At 37.6% G+C, this 13,771-nt stretch carries 14 protein-coding genes; 1 reads left to right on the forward strand and 13 read right to left on the reverse strand.

The features are described from left to right. Positions 1 to 11: 11 nt before the first annotated feature. From MTQ00_RS19475 to MTQ00_RS19500, 6 genes are all read right to left on the reverse strand, one after another. Entirely contained in the window at positions 12 to 521 is a 510-nt protein-coding gene (locus MTQ00_RS19475; RefSeq protein ID WP_172283672.1) for an NADH-quinone oxidoreductase subunit NuoE family protein, read from the reverse strand. Positions 522 to 626: 105 nt separating this feature from the next. Continuing rightward, on the reverse strand, positions 627 to 1,850 hold the full coding sequence (gene nuoD / locus MTQ00_RS19480; RefSeq protein ID WP_273650696.1) for an NADH dehydrogenase (quinone) subunit D: 1,224 nt from the start codon (positions 1,848 to 1,850) through the stop codon (positions 627 to 629). 69 nt (positions 1,851 to 1,919) lie between these two features. Continuing rightward, positions 1,920 to 2,414 (reverse strand): NADH-quinone oxidoreductase subunit C, encoded by a 495-nt coding sequence (locus tag MTQ00_RS19485; protein WP_172283676.1) that lies wholly within the window; start codon positions 2,412 to 2,414, stop codon positions 1,920 to 1,922. A 6-nt stretch (positions 2,415 to 2,420) separates the two neighbouring features. Further along, positions 2,421 to 2,981 (reverse strand): NADH-quinone oxidoreductase subunit B, encoded by a 561-nt coding sequence (locus MTQ00_RS19490; protein WP_172283678.1) that lies wholly within the window; start codon positions 2,979 to 2,981, stop codon positions 2,421 to 2,423. A 94-nt stretch (positions 2,982 to 3,075) separates the two neighbouring features. After that, positions 3,076 to 3,447: an NADH-quinone oxidoreductase subunit A gene (locus tag MTQ00_RS19495; protein ID WP_172283680.1), complete on the reverse strand. Its 372-nt coding sequence runs from the start codon at positions 3,445 to 3,447 to the stop codon at positions 3,076 to 3,078. 452 nt (positions 3,448 to 3,899) lie between these two features. Continuing rightward, positions 3,900 to 5,030 (reverse strand): GNAT family N-acetyltransferase, encoded by a 1,131-nt coding sequence (locus MTQ00_RS19500; RefSeq protein WP_172283682.1) that lies wholly within the window; start codon positions 5,028 to 5,030, stop codon positions 3,900 to 3,902. Positions 5,031 to 5,137: 107 nt separating this feature from the next. Here MTQ00_RS19500 and MTQ00_RS19505 point away from each other — a divergent pair, with 107 nt between their 5' ends. After that, positions 5,138 to 5,848: a zinc metallopeptidase gene (locus MTQ00_RS19505; protein ID WP_172283684.1), complete on the forward strand. Its 711-nt coding sequence runs from the start codon at positions 5,138 to 5,140 to the stop codon at positions 5,846 to 5,848. Here MTQ00_RS19505 and MTQ00_RS19510 read toward each other — a convergent pair. The 7 genes from MTQ00_RS19510 to rbfA form a co-directional block, all read right to left on the reverse strand. Next, a complete protein-coding gene (locus tag MTQ00_RS19510; RefSeq protein WP_273651080.1) occupies positions 5,845 to 6,447 on the reverse strand; it encodes an IMPACT family protein in 603 nt (200 codons plus the stop codon). The two genes, MTQ00_RS19505 and MTQ00_RS19510, sit on opposite strands and share 4 nt — an antisense overlap. A gap of 97 nt (positions 6,448 to 6,544) precedes the next feature. Continuing rightward, positions 6,545 to 7,573, reverse strand: coding sequence for a bifunctional diaminohydroxyphosphoribosylaminopyrimidine deaminase/5-amino-6-(5-phosphoribosylamino)uracil reductase RibD (gene ribD, locus MTQ00_RS19515; RefSeq protein WP_273650697.1), 1,029 nt, complete (start codon positions 7,571 to 7,573; stop codon positions 6,545 to 6,547). Between the two features lie 60 nt (positions 7,574 to 7,633). Continuing rightward, positions 7,634 to 9,436, reverse strand: a complete 1,803-nt coding sequence (locus MTQ00_RS19520) for a DUF349 domain-containing protein (RefSeq protein WP_273650698.1) — start codon at positions 9,434 to 9,436, stop codon at positions 7,634 to 7,636. A 75-nt stretch (positions 9,437 to 9,511) separates the two neighbouring features. Beyond that, positions 9,512 to 10,249 carry a shikimate dehydrogenase family protein gene (locus tag MTQ00_RS19525; protein WP_273650699.1) on the reverse strand — a complete coding sequence of 246 codons (738 nt, stop codon included), beginning with the start codon at positions 10,247 to 10,249 and terminating at the stop codon, positions 9,512 to 9,514. A 61-nt stretch (positions 10,250 to 10,310) separates the two neighbouring features. Continuing rightward, the gene (locus MTQ00_RS19530; RefSeq protein ID WP_273650700.1) at positions 10,311 to 12,098 is read right to left on the reverse strand and encodes an endonuclease; all 1,788 of its coding nucleotides are present in this window, start codon (positions 12,096 to 12,098) and stop codon (positions 10,311 to 10,313) included. A gap of 49 nt (positions 12,099 to 12,147) precedes the next feature. Then, on the reverse strand, positions 12,148 to 13,353 hold the full coding sequence (locus tag MTQ00_RS19535) for an ABC transporter permease (RefSeq protein ID WP_273650701.1): 1,206 nt from the start codon (positions 13,351 to 13,353) through the stop codon (positions 12,148 to 12,150). A 3-nt stretch (positions 13,354 to 13,356) separates the two neighbouring features. Further along, positions 13,357 to 13,716, reverse strand: coding sequence for a 30S ribosome-binding factor RbfA (gene rbfA / locus MTQ00_RS19540; protein ID WP_273650702.1), 360 nt, complete (start codon positions 13,714 to 13,716; stop codon positions 13,357 to 13,359). Between the last annotated feature and the right edge of the window lie 55 nt (positions 13,717 to 13,771).

Raw genomic sequence — 13,771 nt, forward strand, 5'->3', positions numbered from 1 at the left:
GTATATTTTAATTAATCCAAAGCGATTTGTCCCTCTCTGCAAAGATCAAGGATTTCATCTACTTTTTCTATCGTTAAATTTTCATGAAAGAATTTCCCCAACTGCATCATCGGTGCATATCCGCATGCACCAAGACATTCAGCAGGTTTTAAAGTGAACATACCATCTTCAGTCGTTTCACCGTCCTTAATGTTCAGTTTAGTCCTGATATGATTCAGGATCTTTTCACTTCCGCGAACCATACAAGGTCCGGTTCTGCAAACTTCCAAAACATATTTACCAACCGGTTTCATATTGAACATGGTATAAAAAGTAGCTACTTCATATACTTCAATTGGCGTAATACTCAATAATTCAGCAACGTAATCCATTACCGGGACATCCAACCATCCTCCAAATTCTTTTTGTGCTAAATGCAGAACAGGAAGAAGGGCAGACTTTTGTCTTCCTTCAGGATATCTTGCGATAATTTTATGTACTTGTTCTAAACTTTCCGGTTTAAAAGCTATTGTTTCGCTCATTTTCTTTAATGTATTATTGTACAATGTACAATGTACTAATGACTTATTTTATTTTGGTCATTGTAAAAAGTCATAAATACATTTTACAATGATACTTTTTACATTTTATGCGTCTAATTCTCCCGCAATAATATTCATACTACACATGGTTACAATGGCATCAGAAATTACAGAGCCTGTAATCATTTCCGGATACGCCTGGTAGTAGATGAAACATGGTCTTCTGAAGTGTAGTCTGTAAGGACTTCTTCCTCCGTCACTCACTAAGTAGAATCCTAATTCTCCGTTTCCTCCTTCTACAGCATGGTATACTTCTCCTTTCGGAATTTCGGTTTCTCCCATTACAATTTTGAAGTGATAGATCAAGGCTTCCATTTTGTTATAAACGTCAGCTTTTTCAGGAAGATAGAAATCAGGAACATCAGCATGGAAATCCCCTTCCGGAAGATTGTTATATGCCTGCTCGATAATTTTAATAGATTCCCAGATCTCCTGTTGACGAACCATGAAACGGTCGTAGGTATCACCAGCTGTTCCTATAGGAATGATAAAATCAAAGTCCTGGTAAGAAGAATAAGGTTGTGCTACCCGAACATCATAATCTACACCTGCAGCACGTAAATTAGGACCTGTAAAACCATAGCTTAAAGCTCTTTCAGCTGAAATTGCTCCCGCACCAATGGTTCTGTCCATGAATATTCTGTTTCTTTCCAAAAGCTGGCAGAATTCAGCAAACTTCTTAGGGAAAGTTTTTAAGAAATCTTTGATCAGTTCATGACATTTCGGTGTAAGATCTCTTTCGAAACCTCCGATTCTTCCCATATTGGTTGTCATTCTCGCACCGCAGATCTGTTCGTAAATATCATAAATACGTTCTCTTTCGATGAACATATAAGTAAGTCCGGTAATTGCTCCAGAGTCCATACCAGTTACTCCGTTACAGATCAGGTGATCCCCGATCCTTGCTAATTCCATAAGAATTACCCGGATATAATCCACACGCTTTGGAACTTCAATTCCTATCAGTTTCTCAACCGTCATATGCCAGCCCAGATTGTTAATCGGAGCAGAACAATAATTCATACGGTCGGTAAGGGTCGTAATCTGGGTATAATTTCTTCTTTCAGAAATTTTTTCAAATGCCCGGTGGATGTAACCTACGGTTTGCTCAGCATGAAGAATTCTTTCCCCATCCATCGTTAAAACGTTCTGGAAGATCCCGTGAGTAGCAGGGTGAGTCGGACCTAAATTGAGGGTGTACAACTGACCGTCAATCTGCTCCTTACTTTCGTATTGGTTAAGTATATTAGATAATGAGTTATCTTTCATAATATATAATTGATAATTGATAAGCGATAATTGATCATTAACCAATCATCAGCAATCATTATTTTTATTTTATCTTCCGAACATGCTATCGTTCTTGTCGGTTCTTGTACCATCCTCAAGACGATATTCCTTCAGCATCGGGTGGTAACCAAGATCTTCCATATTTAAAATAGGTCTCAGATCCGGATGTCCCTTGAATTTGATTCCAAAGAAATCATAGGTTTCCCTTTCCATCCAGTTCGCTCCGGCATATAGATCTGTAAGAGAGTCTACCTCAATGTTCTCTCTGGACATAAATACTTTAAGACGGATTCTGAAATTCGTCATCATATTATGTAAATGGTAGACTACGCCGATTTCTTTCTCCGGAAATTCAGGATAATGAATTCCACAAATATCTGTAAGGAAATTAATTTCTAAAGACGAATCCTTAAGGTAATGAATCACTTTTTTGATGTCATCTTTCTTCACTTCAACGGTAAGCATTCCATAAGGCTCTGAACTGGAAATTACAGTTTCAGGAAACTCCCTGGTGATTGCTTCTAATACAAATTCGTTCGTCATTTCCGTTTAGTTGCTTATGTTGTAAGAGTCTAATAAATTCTGATATTCAGGCATATCTCTTCTTCTGATGCTTTCGCTTTCTGCAAGAGCCTGAACCTGCATTACTCCTTCAATGATCTGCTCCGGTCTTGGCGGGCATCCCGGAACGTATACGTCAACCGGAATAATCTTATCGATTCCCTGTAAAACAGAGTAGGTGTCAAAAATACCACCGCTGGAAGCACATGCTCCTACAGCAACCACCCATTTTGGCTCAGCCATCTGAGTGTACACTTCTTTTAGGACCGGGCCTAATTTCTTGGATATAGTTCCACAAACCATCAACATATCTGCCTGTCTTGGAGAGAAAGAGTTTCTTTCCATTCCAAATCTTGAAGCATCATATGTTGGGTTAAGAGTCGCCATAAACTCGATACCACAACAAGAGGTAGCAAATGGTAACGGCCAAAGAGAAAACTTTCTTGCCATTCCGATTACACTGCTCAGTTTCGTTGCGAAAAATCCTTCTCCTTCAAATCCTTCGGGAGCAGGTGCATCTGTTCTTATTACTGGTTTTTTATCTGACATTTTATTAAATATTTAAAGATTAAAAATTTAGAAGTTTAAAAGCATGATAAAGCTTTAAATCCATCAAATAATTAAATCTTTTTAATGTTAAAATTTATTTATCCCAATCTAGCGCGCCACGTTTCCATACATAGATAAAACCTACGAAGAAAATAGCCACGAAGGTAAGGACTGCAAGGAATCCTTCGAATCCGAATTCTCTGAAGTTAACGGCATATGGATAAAAAAATACGATTTCGATATCGAATAGAACGAACAAGACAGCCGTAAGGAAATATTTGATCGAAAAAGGGGTTCTGGCATTTCCTTCAACAGGAACACCGCACTCCCAACTTTGATTTTTCACAGAATTTCCTTTCTTCTGACGAGGTCCTAAGAAATGCGCTCCAAGCAATGAAACAGCTACAAAACCAATGGCAACGGCAGCTTGGATAAGGATCGGAATATAACTTTCAGGTAAATTCATTTTTGCATTATTATCTCAATTTGCAAATTTAGCGAATAAACAAGAAAGCATGAAATTAATAACCTTAAATGTGGAGTTAAAATGGGAAAAACCGGTAATTTAGAATTAATAAAAATAACGGTTATTTCTGCATTTTTTTGAGTAAAGAGTAAGCCATAAATGAAATATAACCGAAAAGGATACTGGCGTAAATAATATTGATTACCGTGTTTGTTTTATCGTCTCCGTTTTGGAAAAAAAAGTTGTAAATAATAAACCCGGCAATTAAAATAGCGAAGACGATGAGATGTGGTTTCATAGGAGAGGAGTTATGCGTTTGAGTAATTAATTGTGAGTGACGAGATTCGGGATGTGAAATTCGATTTATGGATGTATGTGTCGATGTTCAGGATTTAAAATCATTGGTTTAAATTATCAAATTGAAAATCCGGTAACACGAACCTCGTACCTTATCAGCTATTGATCTTCAGTGAATAGGTTCTCCTTCTTTTATGATTAACCGGATTGTAATCCTGCCAAAGCAGTTGCACACTTTTGTTTTCTTCCAGTTCCGGATTGGTTTCTGCAAATTTGATTCCCATACTGGTAAAACGAACGAAAATTTCCTTAAAAATAATAGCCGTAACCCCTCTTCTCTGGTATTCCGGATGAATACCGATAAGATAGAAATTAGCGCGGTCATTCTTTTTACCGGCCTGTAAAAAATGCCACCACCCGAAGGGGAATAGTTTACCCTTTGATTTCTGTAACGCTTTCGAATAAGAAGGCATCGTGATTGCAAAAGAAATCAGCTGATCATTTTCATCAACAACGCAGATCACGTAGTTTTTATCGATAAACGGGAAATATTTTTCTCTGTATGTTTTGATCTGTTCGTCTGAAATAGGAGTATATGTGGAGAGGTGCTTATAAGTTTCATCCAAAAGCTTAAACATAGGCTCCACATACGGAAGAATTTCCTCTTTAGATTTGAAGTTCAGGACTTTCAGTTTATATTTTTGAGCGATCAATCCACTGAATTTTTCTACTTTTTCAGGAAGGACTTTAGGGAATTCCATTTCAAATTCCACCCATTCCTTTTCCTTGGTAAGGCCAAGACTTTCAAGATGTTTAGGATAGTAATCATGATTGTAAATTCCGATCATGGTCGCCAGTTTGTCAAACCCCATGGTCAGCATTCCTGCTTTATCCAGGTTAGTGAATCCCATAGGACCTTCGATCATGTCTATATGATGCTCTTTTGCGTAGTCAATTGCTTTTTGGATCAATGCTTCAGAAACCTCTTTGTCATCGATGAAATCGATCCACCCAAAACGAACTTTTTTTATGCCCAGTTCCTTTTCCTCCTTGTGATTGATCATCACAGCAATACGTCCCACTACTTTTTTGTCTTTATAGGCAAGGTATTGTTTTGATTCCGAGTAATTCAGTGCTGGATTTTCTTTGGCGTCCCAGATCTTCATTTCATCTTTGATAAATGAGGGTACATAGTAAGGATTGTTTTTATACAAATCCATGGGGAACATCACAAACTGTTTTAATTCGTTCTGGTTTTTTACTTCTAGAATTGAAACTTTAGACATGGTTTTTCTGGGGTAATTAAAAGGCAAATATAAATAAATAAAATGTAATACTTTGGCACAGTTTTTACATCTTACAGGTTAAAAAATATCTATAAAATTTTATTAAAATGATTGGTTATTATGTAATTATTGGGATTACAATGCTGGTGAGTTGGTATGTTTCATCAAAGTTGAAATCCAAATTTGAGTATTATTCCAATGTACACCTTCGAAATGGCCTTTCAGGAAAAGAAGTGGCTGAAAAAATGTTAAGAGATAACGGAATTAATGATGTTCAGGTAATTTCGGTTCCCGGACAATTAACAGATCACTATAATCCAGCAGATAAAACGGTCAACCTTTCGGAAGGGGTGTACATGCAGAGGAATGCAGCGGCAGCCGCAGTGGCTGCTCATGAATGCGGCCATGCAGTACAGCATGCAGTAGGGTATTCCATGCTTCAGATGCGTTCAAAATTAGTTCCTATTGTGAATATCAGTTCTAATTTAATGCAGTTTGTCATTTTTGCAGGTATTGCCATTATGGCTGCCAGCAGAACAATTGAGAATCCCAATGGGAATACAACCGTCCTGGCAATTGGCGTAGCCTTGTTTGCCGTGACTACTTTATTTGCTTTTATCACCCTTCCTGTAGAGTATGATGCCAGTAACAGGGCGATGAAATGGCTTAAAGATACAGGGACTGTAACTCCTGAAGAATATGTAGGAGTACAGGACAGCTTAAAATGGGCTGCCAGAACCTATGTAGTTGCAGCTATCGGATCACTGGTACAACTTCTTTACTGGTTGTCGATCCTGATGGGTGGCCGAAGAAATTAATCTTTAAATGTAAAGGATACATATTGCATCTCGGATAATTTATCTGAGATGTTTTCTTTTTGTGCCGTTTTTAAAGAAGCGGTAAGGATGCAGTTTTCATTCGCATCAAAGTTCAGGACTTTTGCATCGAATTTTGACAACAGGGTGAAAATGGTGTTTTGCTGATTAAAATTAAATCGGATTTCAACTTCTGTTTCCAGTTCCCGTGTAATGATATTAGCTTCTTCAAGGGTTAACTTTGCAGACTCTTTATATGCTTTTACAAGACCTGATACGCCCAGTTTAGTTCCTCCATAATAGCGGACTACAATAACGAGAACATTGGTGATCTCATGGGCTAATAGTTGATTGTAGATTGGTAACCCAGCACTTCCCGAAGGTTCCCCGTCATCATTTGCGCGGTAATTTTCACCATGAAGACCCATCCTGAAAGCGTAGCAATGGTGTGTCGCTTTAGGATGCTCGGTTCTTACTTTTTCAAGCGCGTCCTTAAGTTCATTTTCGTTCGCAACGGGATAAGCAAATCCGATAAATTTGCTTCCCTTTTCCTTGATTAAGGTGTTTTCGATGGGTTTATCAATGGTTTTGTATTCGTGCATCATTATGGCCGGCTTTAAAAGTACAAAAGTATAAAATGCTTTAGTTTGAAACCCCAATAGACTTTTATAATTTAACTACGGGTTCAGTTTAAAACGGTTACACCATACGGGACGTATGAAAAGCTATCGTATTATCTCTTACGGTTTCGGTTTTAAAAGGTTCTGAATGGAATTCAGGGGCTTGTGTTCCCTTTTCAAGGATGAGATTTTCATTTTTGATAACGATAGCTTCGTCCCAAAGGTTGGCATCAATGAATTGCTGAAGGGTAAAACGCCCTCCTTCTATAATAACGGATTGGATCTGCTCCTGATACAGGATGTCCATCAGGTCGGAAATGAAATCATCCTTTCTGATTTTGATCCAGTGGATATTTTCTTCGTTTCCTTCTTTGATAGAATTAAGAACCAACGTTTTGGCTTCTTTGTTGAAAATCTTAAAATTATCAGGGACTTTCAGGTTGAGATCTATTAAAATTCTGACAGGATTTACTCCTTCAACATTTCTTACGGTAAGGCCGGGATTATCGTTAAGAGCGGTTTGTGTACCTACTAAAATGGCATGTTCATCAGCTCGTAGTTGATGGACAAACTGATTGACCAGTGAATTTGAAATTGAAGTCGGTTTAAAATCTTTATCTAAAAATCCATCCTTTGATTCAGCCCATTTTAAAATGATATAAGGTCTTTTCTTTTCATGGTACGTAAAGAATCTTTTGTTCAACTCAACAGACTCTTTTTCAAGTATCCCTGAAACGACTTCTATTCCGGCATCCTGAATGATCTTTTTGCCTTTCCCGTTCACTTTGTCATGAGAGTCCATCGCTCCGATTACCACTTTTTTGAATCCCAGTTCTTTGATCTTTAATGCGCATGGTGGAGTTTTCCCGTAATGAGCACAGGGCTCAAGAGATACGTAAATGGTAGATTCAGGAATAAGATCCTTATTGATTACGGAATTGATTGCATTGATCTCTGCATGAGGTTCTCCGGCTTTGTGATGATAGCCTTCTCCAATAATTTCGCCGCTATGTACAATCACACTTCCTACAAGAGGATTAGGATATGTTCTGCCCAAAGCTTTTTGAGCGAGCTCGATACATCTTCTTATGTATAATTCGTCCTGCATAATATAAAAAAGGCGAAGACAAATTTCTTTGCTTCGCCTTGGGTGTTATTTTTTTATCTGTTATTCTCCGACAATAATGTTGTGAAGATTCTGTTTTAAAGTTTCCAGATGAGCTTTCTTCTCATCAATCGTGTTGAACGTATCTGCTAAAAGAGGATTGTCCCTTGAAGGTTTATTGAAGAATGAAAGGTTGTTCTCTAATTTAACGATTTCTGATTCCAGGTCAGAGATCTGGCTCTTCATTTTTCTTGCCTTATCGGTTAATTGATTTTCAGAAAGACCGTCTTCTTTCAACTCCAGTTCATTGATCTTATTCAGCTTTAATTTTTCTCTTAAAGTCTTGTTGAATTCGGAGTTGATAGAGATCTTATCTCTAGGAACTTTTCCTACATTATTCCATGCTGTTTTTATCGTCTCTATTTTTTCAATACTTCCTTCATCGTTAGAGATCGTTTTCAGCTCTTCAAGAAGCTCTTTTTTCTGTTTGTAGTTCTCCTTCCAGTTATCTGTAGATGCATTGCTTTTTTCTCTGTAGTTATTAAAGAAAGTATTGCAGGCATCACGGAACTCATCCCAGATCTTGTTGGTCATGCTTTTTGGAACATGGCCGATTTTTTTCCAGTCTTCCTGAAGCTTTTTAAATAATGGAACGGCAATATCCCATTCTTCATTATTCATATTGTCCTTGGCAGTCTGGATCAGTTTTAATTTTTCCTCCAGATTGGTTTGCTGAGAACCCTTCAAAGATTTATAATAATTGTTCTTTGTCGTATTGAAATTCCTTAGAGTGGTTTTAAAATCATTCCAGTTTTGGTTGGATAACTTTCTTGGAACACTTCCCGTTTTCAAAAACTCTGAACGGAGATCCTCAACTCTTCTGATGGCATTTTGCCAGTAATTGTGGTTAGGAGTTTCCGCAGGTTCGGATAATTTCTTTATCTCTTCGATAATCTTGTTCTTCTTTTCAAGATTGTCATTCTGTTCAGTTTCTATGGCTGCGGAAAGCTCAGATTTTCTTTCGTGTATCTTATTCGAAATTTCTTTGAACTCTTCCCATGTTTTTTCACGGAATTCTTCTGCTACAGGTTCTGCCTCTTCTTTCCAAAGCTTATGAAGATATTGCAGCTCATTCAGCGCTTTTTGAATAACGGGCTCATTTTCCAGTTCTTTAGCACGGGCAATAATATGCTGTCTTTTTTCAAGATTATGACCATATTCCTGCTCCAGAAACTCTTTATTTAAATCCAGCATTTGATAGAATTGATTCAGATGGTGGAAATAATTATTGTTAAGGATTTTAAATTCAGATTTTGCTACCTGTCCCGCGTTAGACCAGTCTTCTTTAATCTCACGGATCGATTTGAATAAATTGGTATTGGGTTCGGAATTGGTGTAAAGGTTTTTAAGCCTTTCAATAATTCCCTGACGATGTTCCAGATTCTTTTTTTGTTCTTCCTCCAGTCCTTTCTGGAAATTGTCATGCTTTTCTCTGAAGATATTAACCAAAGCTGAAAGCTTAGATTGAGAAGGGTGCTCATAGCTGAAATTTTCAGGAGCATTCCCGGCTTCTACATATTCGTGCTTTTTGTCCTCCACTTCATCATGGATGTAATGACTTGCTTTTTCTTTTAACTGGTTGAATTTTTTTACATCCTCGCCCGCATTAGGAGCGTTGATGATTTTTTCCATTTCCTTCAATGCATCAGCCAAAGAAATATCAGTATCTGCTTCCTCTTCCAGATGTTCAGCATCATCATGCTGGTTTTCTTCCTGAGGTACAGTGTTTTCTGAAGTTTCTTCATTTGATCCTTCGATAGAATTTTTACTTTCTTCGTTTTCAGAAAGGTTATTTTCTGTTGTCATAGCAAATCTTTTATGTGAATGGCGTTTATTATCTGTCGCACGTAGCTAAAAAGCCAATTAATGCACTAATTTATGTTATTTTTTTTGAAAATTCCAAATTTCCCAAGCTTTTTCTGCTTGCTGTTCAAGCATATAATAGCCATTTACAGTCTTTGCTCCTTTTTCCGAAGCATTAATAATGAACTTCGTGTAATTGGGATTGTATATAAGATCGATGATCAAATGTTCGCGGGAAAGTCCCTCAAATGGGAATTTTAAGCAATCCTCAACATTCGGAAATGTACCCACGGGAGTAGTCTGGATGATCAGCTTGTGGTCGTTTACTGTTTCTGTATCCAGATTATCAAAATTTAATATAGATTTTCTGGAAACGGTCTGTGAAGAAATGCCATTTTTATCCAATACATATTGTACCGCTTTGGCGGCTCCGCCATCACCTAAAATCAATGCCGAAGTATGGTGTGGTTTTTTATGGAGAAGAAGGGTTTTTTCAAATCCGAAAGCATCCGTGTTATAACCCGTTTTCTTTCCATTTTCAATTAAAACACAATTTACAGCGCCTATTTTTTCAGCTTCTTCACTCAAATTGTCCAGATAATTGATGATCTTTTCTTTATACGGGATGGTCACATTAAAGCCCAGTAGCCCAGGTGTTGAAAACAGGTTTTCAACCTCTTCGATTTCCTGAAGATCAAAAATACTATAGGAGATGCCTTTCAGCATTAGTTTTTGGAATTTATCTTCAAAGAATTTTTTGGAAAAAGAATAAGAAATATTTCTTCCTATTAAGCCTAATTTTTTATTGGAATCCATCTATCAAAAATAAAAAAAAGACCGAACAAATCGGTCTTTATAGATTAAAATATTTTTAAGATTATTCCACAATGAATTTTGCAGAAATGTTGTCTGTTTTTAGGATGTAATTTCCTTTGATCAATCCATTTAAATGAATTTTGTTAGAATTTTTGAATGGATTGTTAATCACCCGGATCAGTTTTCCCGACAGATCATAAATCTCTGCTTTGGAAATTTTATTCAGCAGTTCACCTTTTACATAAAGCTCATTATTTGTAACCGGATTAGGATAAACCACAAATGATGATGGATTTTTAGTGGCATCAACAGTAGCTAATGTTGAATTACATGTCCAGCTAAGATCATCCATTGCGATTCTGTTTGTTGCAGATGATGTTGTGATGATTTTGATCACGGCATTTCCGGTAACATTAATATTACTGATCGTTGTTGTTTGTACGGAAGCGCTGTACGGTATGGTACCTACAAGATTTCCATTGATTTCAACATTCAATGTTCCGGCAGCTCCACTATACTTCAATTGGGTCGTTAGTGTTAAGCTTTGTATACCTCCTGAAATGGTAGAGCTTGTTAAGACTCCATTTTTTATCGTGATGGATTTTCCATTGATCGTTTCATCCGTTCTTGCAGAGGTAGCATTCCATGTAATTCCATTGCTTGTCCATGTTCTATCGATGTAAGAACTAGGATTAGGAGTGGTTGGTATGGCATCAAAAGTTTCGGTTCCACAACTTCCTCCTGCCGGTGATGCCAAGGTAGTCCCTTGTGCGATATTGCTCTGAGGAGATGAATTTCCGCCTGCATCCTTAGCAATTACATAGAAATCATACGTAGTAGAAGGAGATAATCCGGAAACCACTGCCGTAGTTCCTGTTACGTAAGTTTTGAATGTATTGTTTGCATAAATATCATAACCAATTACGCCTATATTATCGGTTGCTGCCGTCCAGCTCAATGACATGGAGTTAGAAGTAGGGTTGTTGGCTATCAGGTTGGTCGCTGCTGTTGGCGCCTGGGTATCGATAACCGGAGTTCCCCAGATCAGTGCCACATATTCAGGGTGATCGATATAAGGGTTTCTGTTGTTTTGATAAGCATAAGATGCATTGTTTCTTGCAATTTCCTCCGGTGACACCGGATCTGCCGCATGCCATGCCAGCAACTGATTCAGTTCCCACGATTGAAGCCCCGGGAAAGCAGAACCTCCCAAAATATTCCCTGTGCTGAAAGTAGAAAGCTGGGCTTCATATCTTGTTACGAAATAAAGGACCATTCTTGCTATATCGCCCTTAAAAGCATTATTAGGTTCAAATACAATACCTGTATATCCTGCAGAAGCAGAACTTCCAAGCTTGGATCCGTTTTGGGAAACGAATGTTGGTACGTCTACAACTCCAAAAGGGTAATTAGATCTCATACCATTCACCTTATAATCCGTAGGGCGTATAAAATGAATGTCAGATTTCATGGGAAGGTTTTCACTGAAAAGACTCTGAGGGACAATATGCTCTCTGTTGTAGCAGGTTCCTTCAGGTCCATTGTTGCTGCCGCATTGATTGACTATAAAAGTATAGTTATAATTATCCGGTCCCGCTGGGTTTTCGGAATAGATGTCCAGAACGGTGCCATCCATCTCGTAAAAATTGTCTTTGTCGGTGGATTGATAGGCATCCCAAAGGTCGTTATAGGTATGTTGAACATATCCGGTAGAAATAATTTCCTTAAGTTGGGTTTTTAATGAAGGGCCGGTTAATCCAACAGCCGAATCATAATAGCCTGCAGGTATCTGTGCTAATGTATAAAAACAAGCTAATACCAATAAAAAAGAAGATAAAATTCGTTTCATTATTTAAAAATTGGGTCGCAAAGGTAAAGAAAATACGATCTTACGTATATTAATTTTTAGTAATATATTCCTTGCTTATTTTTGAAAATACCCATGAAATAATGAAGCCGAATAGAGATGCCGTAACGGCTACAATGATATAATTTTTACCTACGATCTTTACCGGGAACGGCAAAGTTTCGTTGGCTTTAAAAAATTCTGTAAACAATTGGAAATAGCACAATGCTGTCCCCAGAATCAACCCGGAAATAATCCCTGATATTACAATAAGGACCCCGGTGTAGAAGTAAATTCTTCTCAGGTGGCTTAACGGGAATCCAAGCGAGATCAGTGATCTGGCCTGTTCTTTTTTATCCAGTTGCAGAATGATAATGGCTCCAGCCAGGTTAAAGGTCGTAATAAAAATAACCAGCGCGAAGATTAAATAGATGAAAAGCTTTTCCGTATTGATCATTTTCCAGAAAGCAGCATTTTCTTCTTCTTTGGTCTTGATATCAATCCCTTTGCCCAAAGTAGAAAGTAATTTACCTTTAACGATATCTGCATTTTCAGGATTTTTTAACTTGATGACGATCTGGTAGGCTGAATTTTTGGGCAGGTTCAATAGTTGCTCCGTCAATTCAATCGGGGAAATGATGTAACTGTCCAGCTGATCTTTTCCCGGAAAAATACCGGTCACCAGAATGTCTTTTTTATTATAAATATCATCCTCTTTATTGATAATCCCAAGTCCTGGTTTCGGCATAAAAATGGTGGCATAATCCTTTGAAGAAGCTACCGGAATCGAAAGCCTGTTATCCAGTGAATTTTCCATCAATACCTCATTCGAATAATCGAAACTTGGATAGCTGCCGTAAAATACGTCTTTATTGATGGGATTGACTACGGTATAAGCTGAATCCACTCCTCTCAGATAGGCAATGTCTCCTTTTCCGTTATAATTAATGTATACTTTTTCCTCAATGACACGGGAAAAGCTGGTAATATCTTTGTTTTTTTTAAGAAGATCTTCAATTTTTGGCAGGTTCTTTAAGGTCTTGCCTGCAGAGCTCTTGATCGTAAGATCCGCATGAAGATTAGAGATCAGATCCTTGTTAAGATCCTCAAGGCCCGAGAAAACTGAAATAATGACAAACATTGCAGTAACGGCAACCATCATTGCTCCCACGGATAACCATGTGATGAAGGTAACGGCAGTGCTTCCTTTTTTTGCTAAAAGGTATCGGGAAGCAATATAGAATGCAATGTTTTTCAAAATTTATAATACAGGATTGTCTCCCTCGCCTCTTAATTCTTTTTCCAGTTTTTCAACATCATCAAGAGAAGTGTCAAGATAGAAACTAAGCTGTGGAATGATACGAACTTGTTTAGCCATTTTCTGGCCAATGAAATTTCTGTACTGAGGTTTGTTCTCCTCAATCTCCTTCATAATATGTGAACGGAATTCCTGAGGGAAAATACTTAAGTAGATCTTTGCTATTCCCAGGTCTGCAGTTACTTTAACATCCGAAACAGAAACCAAAATGTTCTGTTTGCTGTCAGCTGCCTGTTTGCGGAATAATTCTGCAAAATCTTCCTGTATAATCTGTGCTACTTTTCTTTGTCTGTTACTTTCCATAATTTATGCAAATTTAGTACTTTTGTTTGAATTGCTCATTTGAAATGTAATGGGT

It is taken from the genome of Chryseobacterium sp. B21-037 (genome assembly GCF_028570785.1).
GTDB lineage: Bacteria > Bacteroidota > Bacteroidia > Flavobacteriales > Weeksellaceae > Chryseobacterium > Chryseobacterium proteolyticum.

Coding starts and splice junctions, on each gene's coding strand:
- MTQ00_RS19475 (WP_172283672.1), bottom strand. CDS start 521: ATGAGCGAAACAATAGCTTTTAAACCGGAAAGTTTAGAACAAGTACAT.
- nuoD (WP_273650696.1), bottom strand. CDS start 1,850: ATGAAAGATAACTCATTATCTAATATACTTAACCAATACGAAAGTAAG.
- MTQ00_RS19485 (WP_172283676.1), bottom strand. CDS start 2,414: ATGACGAACGAATTTGTATTAGAAGCAATCACCAGGGAGTTTCCTGAA.
- MTQ00_RS19490 (WP_172283678.1), bottom strand. CDS start 2,981: ATGTCAGATAAAAAACCAGTAATAAGAACAGATGCACCTGCTCCCGAA.
- MTQ00_RS19495 (WP_172283680.1), bottom strand. CDS start 3,447: ATGAATTTACCTGAAAGTTATATTCCGATCCTTATCCAAGCTGCCGTT.
- MTQ00_RS19500 (WP_172283682.1), bottom strand. CDS start 5,030: ATGTCTAAAGTTTCAATTCTAGAAGTAAAAAACCAGAACGAATTAAAA.
- MTQ00_RS19505 (WP_172283684.1), top strand. CDS start 5,138: ATGATTGGTTATTATGTAATTATTGGGATTACAATGCTGGTGAGTTGG.
- MTQ00_RS19510 (WP_273651080.1), bottom strand. CDS start 6,447: ATGCACGAATACAAAACCATTGATAAACCCATCGAAAACACCTTAATC.
- ribD (WP_273650697.1), bottom strand. CDS start 7,573: ATGCAGGACGAATTATACATAAGAAGATGTATCGAGCTCGCTCAAAAA.
- MTQ00_RS19520 (WP_273650698.1), bottom strand. CDS start 9,436: ATGACAACAGAAAATAACCTTTCTGAAAACGAAGAAAGTAAAAATTCT.
- MTQ00_RS19525 (WP_273650699.1), bottom strand. CDS start 10,249: ATGGATTCCAATAAAAAATTAGGCTTAATAGGAAGAAATATTTCTTAT.
- MTQ00_RS19530 (WP_273650700.1), bottom strand. CDS start 12,098: ATGAAACGAATTTTATCTTCTTTTTTATTGGTATTAGCTTGTTTTTAT.
- rbfA (WP_273650702.1), bottom strand. CDS start 13,716: ATGGAAAGTAACAGACAAAGAAAAGTAGCACAGATTATACAGGAAGAT.